Source organism: uncultured Alsobacter sp. (assembly GCF_945952055.1).
Classification (GTDB): Bacteria; Pseudomonadota; Alphaproteobacteria; order Rhizobiales; family Beijerinckiaceae; genus Alsobacter.
This window is the reverse complement of record NZ_CAMFHB010000025.1, coordinates 23083-36610: the sequence shown is the minus strand read 5'-3', so window position 1 is coordinate 36610 and position 13528 is coordinate 23083. Positions and strand designations below refer to the sequence as shown.

Sequence of the window (13528 nt, the reverse complement as noted above, 5' to 3'; positions counted from 1 at the left end):
GTCTCTCCGGGGAGGCCATCCATGCAGGTCCGGGCCTTGGGCGCGACGGGGCGGAGCGTGTCCGTCCTGGGGCTCGGCGGGCACGAGTTCCATGACGACGGCCGCATGCGCGGCCTGTCGGACAACCTGGCCGAGGCGGCGAAGCCCGGCTACCGCCGCGACGATTTCGGCGGGCCGGGACGACAGGCGCTGGTGGCGGCGGCCGTCGCGTCCGGCGCCACGCTCTTCGACGTCACGATCGATCCCGAAGTCGAGGCACTCGGGCGCAATCTCCGGGCGCGGCCGGGCGGCGCGGGCGACGCCCTGGTCCAGATGCGTCCCCAGGGCATGTGCTACTCCTACGAGGCCGGCAACGCGGGCCTGGCGGACGCCAGCCGGCTCACCGCCGAGGTCGATCGCCTGCGCGCCCTGTCCGGGCAGGACCGCATCGGCATCCTCAACATCGGCTTCGAATGGCCCGCGCTCGAAGCGCCCGGCTACCTCCAGCGCCTCGCCGACGCGCTGGCGGCGCTGAAGGCGAGCGGCCGCATCGCGTTGGCGGGCTGCGACGGCCTCTGGTGCGGCGAGCCGCTGTACCTGCGCGTGATCGAAGCCGGTTGCTTCGACGTCGTCTGGATCAACCTCAATCCGCTTTGCCCGGCGCCGTTGGAACGGGTCATCCCCGCCGCCCGGGCCGCGGGCATGGGCGTCATCGTGCGCGAAGCCTTCGCGAAAGGCCGGCTGCCCGCCATGGCGCGCGAGACCTTGGGCGCCGACGACGTCGGCGCGGCCTGTGCGGGCTCGCTGCGCTGGATCCTGCGGCAGGACGTCGACAGCCTCGTCATCGGCGCCCGCAGTGCGGCCGAATGGCAGGCCAACCTGGCCGTCGCGGCGGGGGAGGGCGACGGGGAAAGGGCGGACGAGACGCTCGCCCGCCTGCTGGCCACCGGCCCCGCGCGCGCCGCGGCGGCCGAGATGACGCTGCGCTTCGAGAAGGGCTCCGACTGGCGCCCGTAAGCCTCAGATCCGGGGCGTGAACGCCGGCAGGCCGAGGTTCTCGCGCATCGTCGTGCCTTCGTACTCGGTCCGGAACAGGCCGCGGCCCTGCAACTCCGGCACGATGTGCTCGACGAAATCGCGCACGTTCTCCGGCGAATGCGAGGGGCAGATGTTGAACCCGTCGCAGGCGCGCCCCTCGAACCAGGTCACGAGATCGTCGACGACTTCCGAGGGTGTACCGATGATCTGGCGAATGCCCGCCTTGCCGCCGATGCGCTGGTAGAGCTGTCGCACGGTCAGGCCTTCCGCCCGCGCCATGGCGATGGTCTTCTCGGCATTGCTGGTGCGCAGCGTCAGGGCCACGTCCGGAATCGGCCCGTCGGGATCGGCCTTGCTGAAGTCGCCGAGCAGGTTGCACAGCACGGAAATGCCGACCACGGGGTCGATGAGGCCCTGCAACTCCTCGAACTTGTCGCGCGCTTCCGCCCTGGTCGGCGCCGTGAAGATCTGGACGCCGGGCAGGATCTTGATGTCGTCCGGACTGCGGCCATGGGCGGGCAGGCGGCGCTTGATATCGGCGTAGAAGCCCTTGGCGTGCTCGATGTCGTAGTCGTTCGTGTAGAAGAGATCCGCATAGGCCGCGGCGATCTCGCGCCCCGGCTCCGACACGCCGGCATGCACCACGACGGGGCGGCCCTGGGGCGTGCGCGAGACCGAGAGCGGGCCGCGCACCTGGAAGTGCTTTCCCTTGTGGTTCAGCACGTTGAGCTTCGCGTCGTCGAAGAAGCGGCCCGTCGCCTTGTCGTGCAGGAAGGCATCGGCCTCCCAGCTGTTCCACAAGCCCAGCACCACCTGCACGAACTCGCGCGCCCGCTCGTAGCGTACGTCCTTGTCGAGGTGCTGCTCGCGGTTGAAGTTCAGCGCCTCCAGCTCCGACCAGGACGTCACGACGTTCCATCCGGCCCGCCCGCCGCTGAGGTGATCCAGCGACGCGTAGCGCCGCGCGATGTGGAAGGGCTCGTCATAGGTGGTCGACGCCGTGGCGATCAGGCCCACGTGCCGCGTCAGCGGCGCCAGCGCCGACAGCAGCGTGAGCGGCTCGAACTCGACGTTCTCGTTGGAATGGCTGAGGGAGCCCGGCGGAAAGTCGTGCGCGACGATGCCCAGCCCGTCCGCCAGGAAGATGAAGTCGAGCTTGCCCTGTTCGGCGAGCCTCGCGTTCTCGACGAAGAAGGCGAGGCTCTCCTGCCCCCCGGGGTTCACGCTGGGGTGGCGCCAGGCGGCGATGTGGTACCCCACACGCCGGGTCGACAGGCCGATCCTCATCTTGTCCGTGCGCATGGCGGTCCGCTCTCGATGTGCCCGATGCGATGGTGGCATGAGCAGGAAAGATCTCGCCAGTCACGAAGCGTCATGGCTGGATGGCGCCACGTTCGCTCTCCTCACCCCCTCCGCCGTCATGGCCGGGCCTGGCCCGGCCATCCACGACTCTGCCGGGCCAGACCGCCCTCCGGCAGAAAAGTCGTGGATGCCCGGGCCGAGCCCGGGCAGGACGCGGGAGAGAGCGAGTCGTTCGGTCGGGGCCTCACCCGCCTTCCTTCTGCTCCCGCGTGATCTCCACCAGAAAATCGATCACCGCCCGCACCCGCGCCGGCAGGCTACGGTCGGGCGGGAAGACGATCGTGATCGGATCGGCCTCCGTCTCGAACGCCTCCAGCACCGGCACCAGCGCGCCCCGCTCGATGTCCTGGCGAAACAGCCACCACGTCGCCTGGCAAAGCCCGATGCCGGCGACGGCGGCCTCGCGGAGCGCATCGCCGCTGTCGGTGGAGAGCGGTCCGCGCACCTGCACCGTCTCCGTCGCGCCGGACGGGGTGCGGAAGCTCCAGCTGTTGCCGAAGCGGCCCACCACGCACCTGTGCCGGGAGACGTCGTCGGGCGTGCGCGGCGTCCCGTGCCGGGCGAGATAGGCGGGCGATGCGACCGTCTTCTGCGGCCCGCGCACCAGCAGCCGGCCCGCGAGAGGCGTGTCGTGCAGCGTGCCGGATGCCACGGCGAGGTCGTAGCCGCCCTCGATCAAGTTCAGCGAGCGATGGCCGAAATGCAGGTCGAGATCGATGTCGGGATAGCGCTCGAAGAAGGCGGGGAGGGCGGGGATCACCGTCTGCCGGCCGAACGCGGGCGGCACCCACAGCCGAACGGACCCACGCGGGCTGGAGGCCTCGTTGCGGATGGCGTCCTCCGCGCCCGCGAGGTCGCGCAGGATCGCCTGGCACCGGTCATGGTAGGTCCGCCCCTGCGCCGTCACGCGGATGCGGCGGGTCGATCGCACGAGCAGCGCGATGCCGAGATCCTCCTCCAGCCGGGAGACGCTCTTGGTGATCGAGGAGACCGACACGCCGAGGCTCTTGGCCGCCGCGGTGAACGCGCCGAGCTCCACCACCCGGACGAAGGCGAGGATGTCCTGGAACCTGTTCACGCCCGCGCACTCCGCTGCCCGCTCGAAAAGTCTTTTTCCAACATCGGGTCTAGCAAGCATGGCCGCGGCAGGCCATCGTCCCTCAATCGCGTGGAAGCGGAGCGGTCGGCGTGGGGACACCCGCAACATGGGTCCGAGAGGGATTGTGCCTTCTTCCCGACGGCGCGGAACATGCCGCGCGGCGGACCACGATCGAGATCCGGGACGGCCGCATCGCGGGCCTGCATGAGCCCGACGCCGCGCCTGCCGCGGCCCCGGGCGACCGCGTCATCGACGGCCGTCGCCACCTCGTGGCATCGGGTTTCGTCAACTGCCACACCCATTCGCCCGACAACCTGATCCGCGGCTCCGCGCCCGACCTTCCGCTGGAGCTCTGGTCGCTGCACTCGGCCGCGGGCCGGGAGGAGCGCTCGCCGCGCGAGATCACGGTCGCCGCCCTGCTCGGCGCCATCGAGATGCTGCGAACCGGCACCACCACGGTGCTGGACCACATCCGCATGTCGCCGCATCCCACGCCCGAGGGGCTCGAGGCCGTGGCGCAGGCGTATGCCGCGATCGGCATCCGGGCCGTGATCGCTCCCATCGTCGCCGACAAGCCGATCGTCCAGACGCTTCCGCTCGATCCCGACGACATTCCTCCAAACGGTGGCGGCAGCTACGGCCGGGCGCCGCTGATGCCCTGGACGGAGCAGCTCGCCATCGTCGAGGCGTTCGTGCGCCGCTGGCACGGCGGGGAGGGGGGCCGCATCACGGCAGCCATCGGCCCCTCCGGCCCGCAGCGCTGCTCCGACCCGCTGCTGGCCGCCGCAGCCGAGCTCAGCGAGCGGCACGACATCGTCCTGCACGCGCACGTGCTGGAGACGCGCGCCCAGCGCGCCATGGGATTCCGCCTGTGGGGCAAGGGCATGGTCAGGAGCCTCGCCGAGCGCGGCATCCTTTCCCCGCGGGCCAACCTCGTGCATTTCATCTGGCTGGAGGACGGCGACCTCGACCTCGTCGCGCGGCACGGCGCCGCGGTCGTGCACAACCCCGTGTCGAACGCCAGGCTCGGCAGTGGCATCTGCCGCCTTCCCGAGATGCTGGCCCGCGGCCTGCGCATCGGCCTGGGCACGGACAGTGCATGCTGCAACGACAGCAACAACCTGCTCGAAACCGCCAAATGGGCCTCGATGGTGCACGCCAACACCACGCCCGACCATGCCGACTGGGTCGGCCCCTACCGCGCCCATGCGCTGGCCACCCGCGGCGGCGCGGACGTGCTGGGGCTGGGCTCTGTGACGGGCCGCATCGAGGCCGGCCTCGCGGCCGATCTCGTCCTCTATCGCCTGGATGCGCCGGCCTTCGTCCCGCTCATCGATCCGGTGCGCCAGCTCGTGCACGCCGAAAACGGCGCCTCGGTCGACACCGTGCTCGTCGCCGGCGAGGTGGTGCTCGAGAACGGCCGCTGCACCCGCCTCGACGAGGTCGCCCTCTGGCAGGAGGCCGAAGACCTCGCCCGGCGGCGGCTCGAGGCCAATCGCTCGATCTACGCGGCGGCCTCCGAACTCTCCGGCCCCGTCCAGCGCATGATCCGCCGGCTGCAGGGCGAGGACGCCCGATGAGCGCAGACATCGCTGCTGCGCCCTGGTGGCGCGGCCCCGTCCGCTTCTTCCAGCATCTCCTGCGCGAGACCGACGCCATCGGCTTCGACGCCGGCCGCGTGATCGACGAGGCTCGTCAGGCGAGCGCCACCGCCATCGTCGCCATGGGGGGCGGGTTCTCGGCCTGGTACCCGACCGCGCTGTCGAGCCAGGAACGCAACCCGCACATGACCGGCGACTGCCTCGGCGAGATGCTCGCGGCGGCCCGCGGGGCCGGCATGCGGGCCCTCGTGCGCATGGACATCAGCAAGGGTCGGGCCGCATGGCTCACGCGCGATCCGGACTGGTTCGTGCGCAAGCCCGACGGGTCGCCCTCGCTCGTCTGGACCATGCCCCAGATCTGCGCCACGGGTCCGTACTGGGAGCGCGAGGTCTTCTCGATCCTCGACGAGATCCTTAGCCGCTATCCCGTGGACGGGTTCTTCTTCAACTATTTCGGCGTGCCGCGCTGCTGGTGCCCGCGCTGCCGCGCCATCGTGCGTGCCGAGACTGGGCAGGACGTGCCCGCCCCGGGCGAGCGCCGGCCCGCCTACGAGCGCTGGCGCCAGCGCCGGATCGCGGACTACACGGCACGGCTGGTCGCCCATGTTCGCGCCCCCCAGCCGGACGCCATCGTGGTGCCCTACCATCACGTGCGCGACGGCTGGGACTACCGCGCCATGGCGGCGGCCGGCGATCTCGTCGCGCCGCAGGTGTCGAACCCGGTGGCCGTGAACCCCATCGACCCGCAGCCGCAATGGACGCACTGGGCTTCCGAGGAGGCGCTCATGGCGCTCTCGCAGCGACCGGACCGCGCGCCGCTGGTGCTGCAGACGGGCTCCGCCTTCTTCGCCAGCCGCCAGACCGCGATGCCCGCCGGCCGCCTCGTGCGCAACGTCATCCAGGCCGCCGCCCAAGGCTCCTCCACCTGTCCGGCCATCAACGGCTACCTCGACCAGGACGACCCGCGCGCCATTCCCGCCATCATCGAGGTGGGGCGCTACCTCGCCGCCGCGGCGCGCTGGTACGAGGGGCTGTCCTCGCTGGCCGCGATCGCCGTCGTGCGCTCGCCCGACAGCGTGGCCTGGGGGCCGGACCAGGGCTCGCTCGCCGGCCACCCGGCGCGGCCTGGCCACGTGAGCGAGTTCCGGGGCCTGTTCTCGGCGCTCTCCGACCTCGGCCATCCCTGCGACGTCCTCGTCGCGGGCGGGCTCGACCGGGAGACGCTCGGCCGCTATCGGCTCGTGGTGCTGCCCGCCGTGTCGTGCCTGTCGGATGCCGATGCCGCCGCCCTGGACGCCTATGTCGCGGCCGGCGGCACCGTGATCGCCACCGCGGATGCCGGCGCGTCCGACCAGGACGGGACGCCGCGGACGAGCCCGCCTCTCGCCTGCCTGCCGAGCCTGCCCGGCCCGCCGTCGACCGTGTTCGGCGCCTATCTGGTGCTGTCGCCGGGCGGTCTTCGCCGGACGCTGCCCGAGATCCCCCATGTCGGCGTCGACGGTGACTTCTGGCGGCCGCTCGGGGACGAGGCCCCCGGCGACCTGCGCCTCCTCGGTCCTTTCGCCAACAACGCTCCGGAATTCACGGTGCTGGAGGGCGGGGGAACGGCTCCCGGCCTGATCTGGGCGGTCCATGGGCACGGCAGCGCGGCCTGGCTGCCCTGGCGGCTCGGCGCCATGTACCAGGCCTACGGCCTCACCGACCACGCGCGGATCCTGGACGCCCTCGTGAGCGTGGTCGTCGGGGAGGCGCCCGTGGGAGGCCTGCCCGCCGGCGTCACGGCGATCCTGAAGCGCCACCCGGACGGCGAGGTGCTGCATCTGCTCAACGACGCCGCCCCGCAGGGCCGGCCGCAGCTCGACCCGCCGACCCTGGCCGGCTTCGACGTGACCGTGCGCAGCCCCGCCACGTGCGTCCACCGCATCGACACCGGCGACGAGCTGGCCGCGACGCGCCAGGGCGATCGCCTGAGCTTCACGGTGCCCGGCCTCGGCGTCTTCACGGCCTTCGCCCTGACGGGCGGGGAGGGCGCGCGATGATCCGCTACGTCCTCGGCCGCCTGCTCTACGCCGCCGCCGTCATCGTCGGCGTGTCGCTCGCCGTGTTCTTCCTCGTCCGGCTCGGCGGCGACCCGACGGCGCTGTTCCTGCCCCCCGAATCCTCGGCCCAGGAGATCGCCCGGGTGCGCAAGCTCATGGGCTTCGACAGGCCGCTGTGGGAGCAGTACCTGGACTTCGCCTGGAAGGCGCTGCACGGCGACTTCGGGCGGTCGCTGCGCTACCAGCAGCCAGCCATGCAGCTCGTGCTCGAGCGCATGCCCGCCACCCTGCAGCTCGCCGCCGCGGCGCTGGCCCTTTCGCTGCTCGTGTCCGTGCCACTCGCCATCCTCGCCGCCACGCACCGCGGCTCGATCCTGGACCGCACGGGCCTGCTCGTCTCGCTCGTCGGCCAGAGCTTCCCGACCTTCTGGCTCGCGATCATGCTGATCCTGATCTTCTCGGAGATCTGGGGCATCCTGCCGCCGTCGGGGCGCGGCACCTGGCGTCACCTCGTCATGCCGGCGGTGGCGCTGGCAGCCTATTCCACGGCCATCATCACGCGGCTCCTGCGCTCGAGCCTCATCGAGGTCCTGCAGCTCGACTACATCCGCACCGCCCGCGGCAAGGGCTTGTCCAGCTCCTCCGTCGTCTTCGGCCACGCGCTGCGCAACGCCGCGATCCCGACGCTCACCGTCGTCGGCCTGCAGGTCGGCGCGCTGCTCGGCGGCGCGGTGATCACGGAGGAGATCTTCGCCTATCCGGGCGTCGGGCGGCTTGCCATCCAGGCCATCGCCAACCGCGACTTCACGGTGGTGCAGGCCTTCGTCGTGTTCATGGCGGCGCTGATCGTGGCCATCAACCTCCTCGTCGACCTGGGCTACGCCCTGCTCGACCCGCGCCTGAGGAGCCGGTGATGCGCCGGTTCCTGCGGAAATTCCTGCGCAGCTGGCTCGCGGCCTTCGGGCTCGCCGTGGTGCTGCTCGTCGTGGTCGGCGCGCTGACCGCCACGTGGATCTCTCCCTTCGACCCGGCCGCCCAGGACATCCTGCGCCGGCTGCTGCCGCCGCTGTCGCGCAGCGAGGATGGCCTCCACCTTCTGGGCACTGACGCGCTGGGCCGGGATGTGCTGAGCCGCCTCATCGCCGGGTCGCGGGTCTCGCTGCTCGTCGGCGTCCTCTCCGTGGTCGTGTCCGGCGTCATCGGCGTCACGTTCGGCCTAATCGCGGGCTACGACGACAAGCGCGCCGGCCGCGTGCTGATGGCGATCACCGACGTGCAGCTCGCCATCCCGTTCCTCGTGCTGGCCATCGCCGTGGTCGCGGTGTTGGGCCCGAGCCTGTTCAACCTGGTCATGGTGCTGGGGCTGACCAACTGGGTCCAGTACGCCCGCATCGTCCGGGCCGAGGTGCTCGTGCTGCGCAACCGCGAATTCGTGCTGGCCGCCCGGGCGCTGGGCGCCTCGACGCCGCGCATCCTGCTCGTCCATCTGCTGCCCAATGTGACCTCCTCGATCATCGTTGTGAGCAGCCTGCAGGTGGCGAAGATGATCCTCTTCGAATCCTCGCTGAGCTTCCTGGGGCTCGGCGTGCCGTCCACCATCCCCACCTGGGGCAGCATGATCGCCGACGGGCGCGACTACGTCGCCCATGCCTGGTGGGTCGCCGCCATCCCGGGCCTCGCCATCTTCATCACGGTCGTCGCCATCAACCTCGTGGGCGACCGCCTGCGCGACATGCTCGACCCCCGGCTCAAGCAAGTGGAGAACTGAGGTGCCCATCCCGTTCCGCCCCGGATCGCCGATCGTCGAGCCGGCCCGGTCGCTCCCGGTCGCCCGCGAGGTCGACGTGCTCGTCGTCGGCGGCGGCACCTCGGGCTGCGCCGCCGCCGTCGCGGCGGCCCGCCGCGGCGCCAACGTGCTCCTGGTGGAGCGCTACGGGTTCCTGGGTGGCACCGCCACGGCCGCCATGGTGGGGTGCTTCTGCGGCGTCTACACCTGCGGGCCGGATTCCACCCACCAGCTGCTCGTCGGGGGCATCCCGCGCGAGGCCATGTCCAGGCTCGAGGCGGTCGGCGGCGGCTACAAGTACCGCCACCGCTTTCAGGTCGACCACGAGATCTTCAAGATCGTCCTCGACCAGTGGACCGCCGAGACCGGCGTCGGGATCCTGTTCCACGCCACGGTGGCGGAAGCGCTGGTCGCGGACGGCGCGATCCACGGCGTGGTCGTGGAGCACAAGGGCGGCCGCGAGGCGATCCTCGCCGCCCGCGTCATCGACGCCTCCGGGGACGGTGACGTCGCCGCGCTGGCCGGCGCGCCCTTCGAGATCGGCGACGAGCACGGCGACATGCAGGCGCCGACGCAGGTCTTCTACATGGGCCACGTCGACATCGAGCGCGCCATGGCCTTCCCGGAGAAGGAGATCCGCCGCCTGCTGATCGAGGTCACCGCCAGCGGCGAGTTCGATTTCCCGCGCGTCAGCGGGTCCTTCTCGCCGACGCCGCAGCCCGGCAAGGTGCACGTCAACATGAGCCGGGTGCCGGACGTGAACGGCATCGACCCCTGGAGCCTGACCCTGGGCACGCTGGAGGGCCGGCGCCAGGTGGAGGGCTTCGCGCGCTTCCTCGTGAAATACGTCCCCGGCTTCGAGAGCGCGCGGGTGGATGCCATCGCCCCGCAACTGGGCGTGCGCGAGACGCGCCGCGTCATGGGCCACCACGTGCTCACCCGCGAGGACGTGCTGGAAGCCCGCAAGTTCGACACCGCCATCTGCCGCAGCTCATGGCCGATCGAGGACCATGCCCGCGGGCGCGAGACCATCCGCCTGCACCTGCCGGGCGACGACTTCTACCAGGTGCCCTATGGCTGCCTCGTGCCGCACGAGATCGACAACCTGCTGTTGGCGGGCCGCTGCGTGTCGGCAACCCATGACGGCCAGGCCTCCGTGCGGGTGATGGGTCCCGGGATGGCCATGGGCCAGGCCTCGGGGACCGCGGCGGCGATGAGCCTGCGGGCCGGCGTGAGCCCGCGCAGGCTCGACCCCGCCGCCTTGCGCCGCGAGCTCGTCGCCGCCGGCGCGTTGATCTGAGGCCGGCGATGGGCGACGTGCTGCTCCAGGTTCGCGGTCTCCAGACCACCTTCGCCACCGAGCGCGGCGTCGTCCCGGCGGTCGAAGGCGTGGATTTCGACATCGCGGTCGGCGAGACGGTCGGCCTCGTCGGTGAATCCGGCAGCGGCAAGAGCGTCAGCGCGCTCTCCCTCATGCGCCTCCTGCCCGATCCCCCCGCCAAGATCAGCGGCGGCAGCGTGCTGTTCGAGGGGCGGGATCTCCTGGCGCTGCGCGAGCGCGACATGCAGCAGCTGCGCGGCAACCGCCTCGCGATGATCTACCAGGAGCCGATGACGTCCCTGAACCCCGTCCACACGGTCGGGGAGCAGATCGCCGAAGTGCTGCGCCTGCACCGCGGGATGTCCTCCGGCGAGGCCTGGACGGAGGCGGTCTCGCTGCTGACGCTCGTCGGGATCCCGCTGCCGGAGGACCGCGCCCGCGCCTGGCCGCACCAGCTATCGGGCGGCATGCGCCAGCGCGTGATGATCGCCATGGCGCTCGCCTGCCGGCCCAAGCTCCTCATCGCCGACGAGCCGACGACCGCGCTCGACGTGACCGTGCAGGCGCAGATCCTCGACCTGCTGCGCCGCCTCAAGCACGAGTTCGGCATGGGCCTGCTGCTCATCACCCACGACCTCGGCGTCGTGGCCGAGATGTGCGACCGGGTGCTGGTGATGTACGCGGGGAGGGTGGTCGAGGAGGCCGACGTCGTCTCGCTCTTCGACGCGCCGCTGCACCCCTACACTCAAGGCCTCATCGCCTCGGTGCCGCGCATGGACGGCGACGTCGAGGAGCTCGAGGCGATCCCCGGTGCCGTTCCCGATCCGCTGGCCCGCCCCCGCGGCTGCGCCTTCTCGACCCGCTGCCCCAAGGCCATCGCGCGCTGCGCCTCCGACCGCCCGGCACTGCTCCCGGCCGGCGCGGGACGAAAGGTCGCCTGCCATCTCGTGGAGACCGCGGCATGAGCGCCTCTCCCCAGTCCCGCTCGCCCGAACCGCTGCTCGAGGCGAGGGGGCTCGTGAAGCACTATCCCGTCGGCGGGGCGATGCCCTTCGGCGCGCAGCCCATGGTCCGCGCGGTCGACGGCGTGTCGTTCACGCTGGAGGCCGGCCGCACGCTGGGCCTTGTGGGGGAATCGGGCTGCGGAAAGTCCTCGCTCGCCCGGCTCGTCGTGCGGCTCGAGGAGGCCACCGCCGGCTCCCTCCTGTTCGGCGGACGTGACATCACCACTCTGTCGGGCGAGGCGATGCGAGCCGTCCGCCGGGAGATGCAGATCGTCTTTCAGGACCCCTATGCCTCGCTGAACCCGCGCATGACCGTGGCCCGCATCGTAGGGGAACCGTACGCCATCCACGGCGTCCCTCCGGGCGGCAACCGCGACCGGCTCGTCGCCGAGCTCCTGGACGCGGTCGGACTGCCGGCCACCTACGCCTCCCGCCACCCCCACGAGTTCTCGGGCGGCCAGCGCCAGCGGATTGGAATTGCCCGCGCGCTGGCGCTGCGCCCGAAGCTGATCGTCTGCGACGAGCCGGTGTCGGCGCTCGACGTGTCGATCCAGGCGCAGATCCTGAACCTGTTGAAGGACCTGCAGAAGCGCTACGGCCTGTCCTACCTGTTCATCGGCCACGGGCTGGCGGCGCTGCGCCACGTCTCCCACGACGTCGGGGTCATGTATCTCGGCAAGCTCGTCGAGAAGGCGCCGGTCCGCGAGCTCTTTGCCCGTCCGGCGCACCCCTACACGCAGGCGCTGCTCTCCGCGATCCCGGTGCCGGACCCGCGCGCGCCGCGCAACCGCATCGTCCTGCAGGGCGACGTGCCGTCGCCTGTGAACCCGCCGTCCGGCTGCCGCTTCCACACCCGCTGCCCCATGGCGGCGAAGGTGGGCGAACGCTGCCGGACGCAGGAGCCGCGCGCGGTGACCCTGTCTCCCGGACACACCGTGTCCTGCCACCTCTACGACGACGCGCCCGGCGCGGCGCGGCCGGAGACCTGAGCGATGTCGACCGTCTTCACCAACGCCTTCATCTATGCGGGCGGCCCGGCGCATCGCTGCATCCCCGACGGCGCCATCGTCATCGACGCCGGCCGGATCGCCTGGATGGGGCCGGCGGCCTCACGCGCGCCGCAGGCGGGGGAGGTGGTGCGCGACCTCGGCGGCAAGGTCGTCATGCCGGGCATGATCAACACCCACGCCCATGGCGGGCTCAGCCTGCACCGCGGCTGCGGCGACGAGGGCGACCTCTTCGAATGGGCGGCCTCGCTCGCGCCGTTCACGTCCACGATGACGGACGAGGACAACCTGCTCAGCACCTGGATGGCCGTCATGGAGATGGTCGCCCACGGCATCACGGCGGCCTGCGACTGCGCGCGCTATGGCGCGGGCCTGTTCTCCCAGGTGGCGTCCACGGTCGGCATGCGCTCGGTGAGCGGGGCGCTGGCCAACTCCCCGGAACTGCGTCCCAACGGCAAGCCGAATTGGCCCTCGGCCCTCGAGGAGACGAAGGACGCGATGGCGGCGCGGGCCGGCGACGGCCTCAGCCGCTTCTTCCTCGGGGCCCATTCGCCCTACAACTGCACGCCCGCCCTGCTGGTCGAGGTCAAGCAGGCGGCCGACGACCTCGGCCTGCCCTTCGCCATCCACGCCGCCGAAAGCCGCAAGGAGGTCCAGATCGTCCTGGAGCGGCACGGGCGGCGGCCCATCGAGCACCTGCATGCGCTCGGCGTCCTCGGCGAAGGCGCCATCCTGGCCCATTGCGTCTGGGTGCAGCCCCACGAGATCGCCATGCTGGCCGAGGCCGGCGCCGGGGTGGCCCACAACCCGGTCAGCAACGGCAAGCTCGCGAGCGGCATCGCCCCCATCCGGGACCTGCGCGCCGCCGGCGTACCGGTGGGTCTGGGCACCGACAGCACGCTCAGCAACAACAGCCTCAACCTGTTCCAGGAGATGAAGGTCGCGGTGCTGCTGCAGCGGACCGCGAGCCTCGACGGCTTCGCGTTGAAGGCGACCGACGCGCTCGCCATGGGCACCCATGAGGGGGCCAGGGTGCTCGGCTGGGACGACGAGATCGGCACGCTGGAGCCGGGCAAGGCGGCCGACTTCGTGGTGCTCGACATCGACCATCCGCTCGGGCTGACGCCCGGCCGTGTGATGTCGGACATCGTCTACGCCGCCGGCCCGCAGCACGTGCGCGAGGTGGTGATCGCCGGCCGCACGGTCTTCCGCGACGGCCGCTTCACGCAGTTCGACCAGGACGAGATCCGGGCGCGCATCAAGACGCGCTACGGACGCAACTGAGACACGGG

The 13528-nt window shown here is 71.5% G+C and carries 11 protein-coding genes; 9 read left to right on the top strand and 2 right to left on the bottom strand.

Annotation, left to right across the window (positions count from 1 at the left end):
• Window positions 1-21: 21 nt before the first annotated feature.
• The gene (locus Q0Q47_RS18285; RefSeq protein ID WP_293862965.1) at window positions 22-996 is read left to right on the top strand and encodes a hypothetical protein; all 975 of its coding nucleotides are present in this window, start codon (window positions 22-24) and stop codon (window positions 994-996) included.
• A gap of 3 nt (window positions 997-999) precedes the next feature.
• Here the strand turns inward: Q0Q47_RS18285 and Q0Q47_RS18280 are convergent, their stop codons facing one another.
• Together Q0Q47_RS18280 and Q0Q47_RS18275 are read right to left on the bottom strand one after the other, a co-directional pair.
• The gene (locus Q0Q47_RS18280) at window positions 1000-2319 is read right to left on the bottom strand and encodes an LLM class flavin-dependent oxidoreductase (protein WP_293862963.1); all 1320 of its coding nucleotides are present in this window, start codon (window positions 2317-2319) and stop codon (window positions 1000-1002) included.
• 244 nt (window positions 2320-2563) lie between these two features.
• Window positions 2564-3457 carry a LysR family transcriptional regulator gene (locus Q0Q47_RS18275; protein ID WP_293862961.1) on the bottom strand — a complete coding sequence of 298 codons (894 nt, stop codon included), beginning with the start codon at window positions 3455-3457 and terminating at the stop codon, window positions 2564-2566.
• Window positions 3458-3600: 143 nt separating this feature from the next.
• On the opposite strand from Q0Q47_RS18275, the gene Q0Q47_RS18270 reads away from it, so the two are divergent.
• The 8 genes from Q0Q47_RS18270 to Q0Q47_RS18235 are packed head-to-tail and all read left to right on the top strand — an operon-like array spanning window position 3601 to window position 13520.
• Window positions 3601-5058, top strand: a complete 1458-nt coding sequence (locus Q0Q47_RS18270; protein WP_293862959.1) for an amidohydrolase family protein — start codon at window positions 3601-3603, stop codon at window positions 5056-5058.
• On the top strand, window positions 5055-7118 hold the full coding sequence (locus Q0Q47_RS18265) for an alpha-amylase family protein (protein WP_293862957.1): 2064 nt from the start codon (window positions 5055-5057) through the stop codon (window positions 7116-7118). The genes Q0Q47_RS18270 and Q0Q47_RS18265 overlap by 4 nt, the downstream gene beginning before the upstream one ends.
• Window positions 7115-8032: an ABC transporter permease gene (locus tag Q0Q47_RS18260; protein ID WP_293862955.1), complete on the top strand. Its 918-nt coding sequence runs from the start codon at window positions 7115-7117 to the stop codon at window positions 8030-8032. The genes Q0Q47_RS18265 and Q0Q47_RS18260 overlap by 4 nt, the downstream gene beginning before the upstream one ends.
• Window positions 8032-8886 carry an ABC transporter permease gene (locus tag Q0Q47_RS18255; protein WP_293862953.1) on the top strand — a complete coding sequence of 285 codons (855 nt, stop codon included), beginning with the start codon at window positions 8032-8034 and terminating at the stop codon, window positions 8884-8886. The genes Q0Q47_RS18260 and Q0Q47_RS18255 overlap by 1 nt, the downstream gene beginning before the upstream one ends.
• A gap of 1 nt (window position 8887) precedes the next feature.
• Window positions 8888-10204 carry an FAD-dependent oxidoreductase gene (locus Q0Q47_RS18250; protein WP_293862951.1) on the top strand — a complete coding sequence of 439 codons (1317 nt, stop codon included), beginning with the start codon at window positions 8888-8890 and terminating at the stop codon, window positions 10202-10204.
• A gap of 8 nt (window positions 10205-10212) precedes the next feature.
• Complete coding sequence (locus tag Q0Q47_RS18245) at window positions 10213-11190, top strand: ABC transporter ATP-binding protein (protein WP_293862949.1); 978 nt, start codon at window positions 10213-10215, stop codon at window positions 11188-11190.
• A complete protein-coding gene (locus Q0Q47_RS18240) occupies window positions 11187-12218 on the top strand; it encodes an ABC transporter ATP-binding protein (RefSeq protein WP_293862947.1) in 1032 nt (343 codons plus the stop codon). The genes Q0Q47_RS18245 and Q0Q47_RS18240 overlap by 4 nt, the downstream gene beginning before the upstream one ends.
• 3 nt (window positions 12219-12221) lie before the next feature.
• Window positions 12222-13520, top strand: coding sequence for an amidohydrolase (locus Q0Q47_RS18235; protein ID WP_293862945.1), 1299 nt, complete (start codon window positions 12222-12224; stop codon window positions 13518-13520).
• The last annotated feature ends 8 nt before the right edge of the window (window positions 13521-13528 follow it).

What these genes read in the sequence shown, in the direction of transcription:
- Q0Q47_RS18255 (WP_293862953.1), top strand. Translation starts at nt 8,032, where the DNA reads ATGCGCCGGTTCCTGCGGAAATTCCTGCGCAGCTGGCTCGCGGCCTTC.
- Q0Q47_RS18245 (WP_293862949.1), top strand. Translation starts at nt 10,213, where the DNA reads ATGGGCGACGTGCTGCTCCAGGTTCGCGGTCTCCAGACCACCTTCGCC.
- Q0Q47_RS18260 (WP_293862955.1), top strand. Translation starts at nt 7,115, where the DNA reads ATGATCCGCTACGTCCTCGGCCGCCTGCTCTACGCCGCCGCCGTCATC.
- Q0Q47_RS18240 (WP_293862947.1), top strand. Translation starts at nt 11,187, where the DNA reads ATGAGCGCCTCTCCCCAGTCCCGCTCGCCCGAACCGCTGCTCGAGGCG.
- Q0Q47_RS18265 (WP_293862957.1), top strand. Translation starts at nt 5,055, where the DNA reads ATGAGCGCAGACATCGCTGCTGCGCCCTGGTGGCGCGGCCCCGTCCGC.
- Q0Q47_RS18285 (WP_293862965.1), top strand. Translation starts at nt 22, where the DNA reads ATGCAGGTCCGGGCCTTGGGCGCGACGGGGCGGAGCGTGTCCGTCCTG.
- Q0Q47_RS18280 (WP_293862963.1), bottom strand. Translation starts at nt 2,319, where the DNA reads ATGCGCACGGACAAGATGAGGATCGGCCTGTCGACCCGGCGTGTGGGG.
- Q0Q47_RS18235 (WP_293862945.1), top strand. Translation starts at nt 12,222, where the DNA reads ATGTCGACCGTCTTCACCAACGCCTTCATCTATGCGGGCGGCCCGGCG.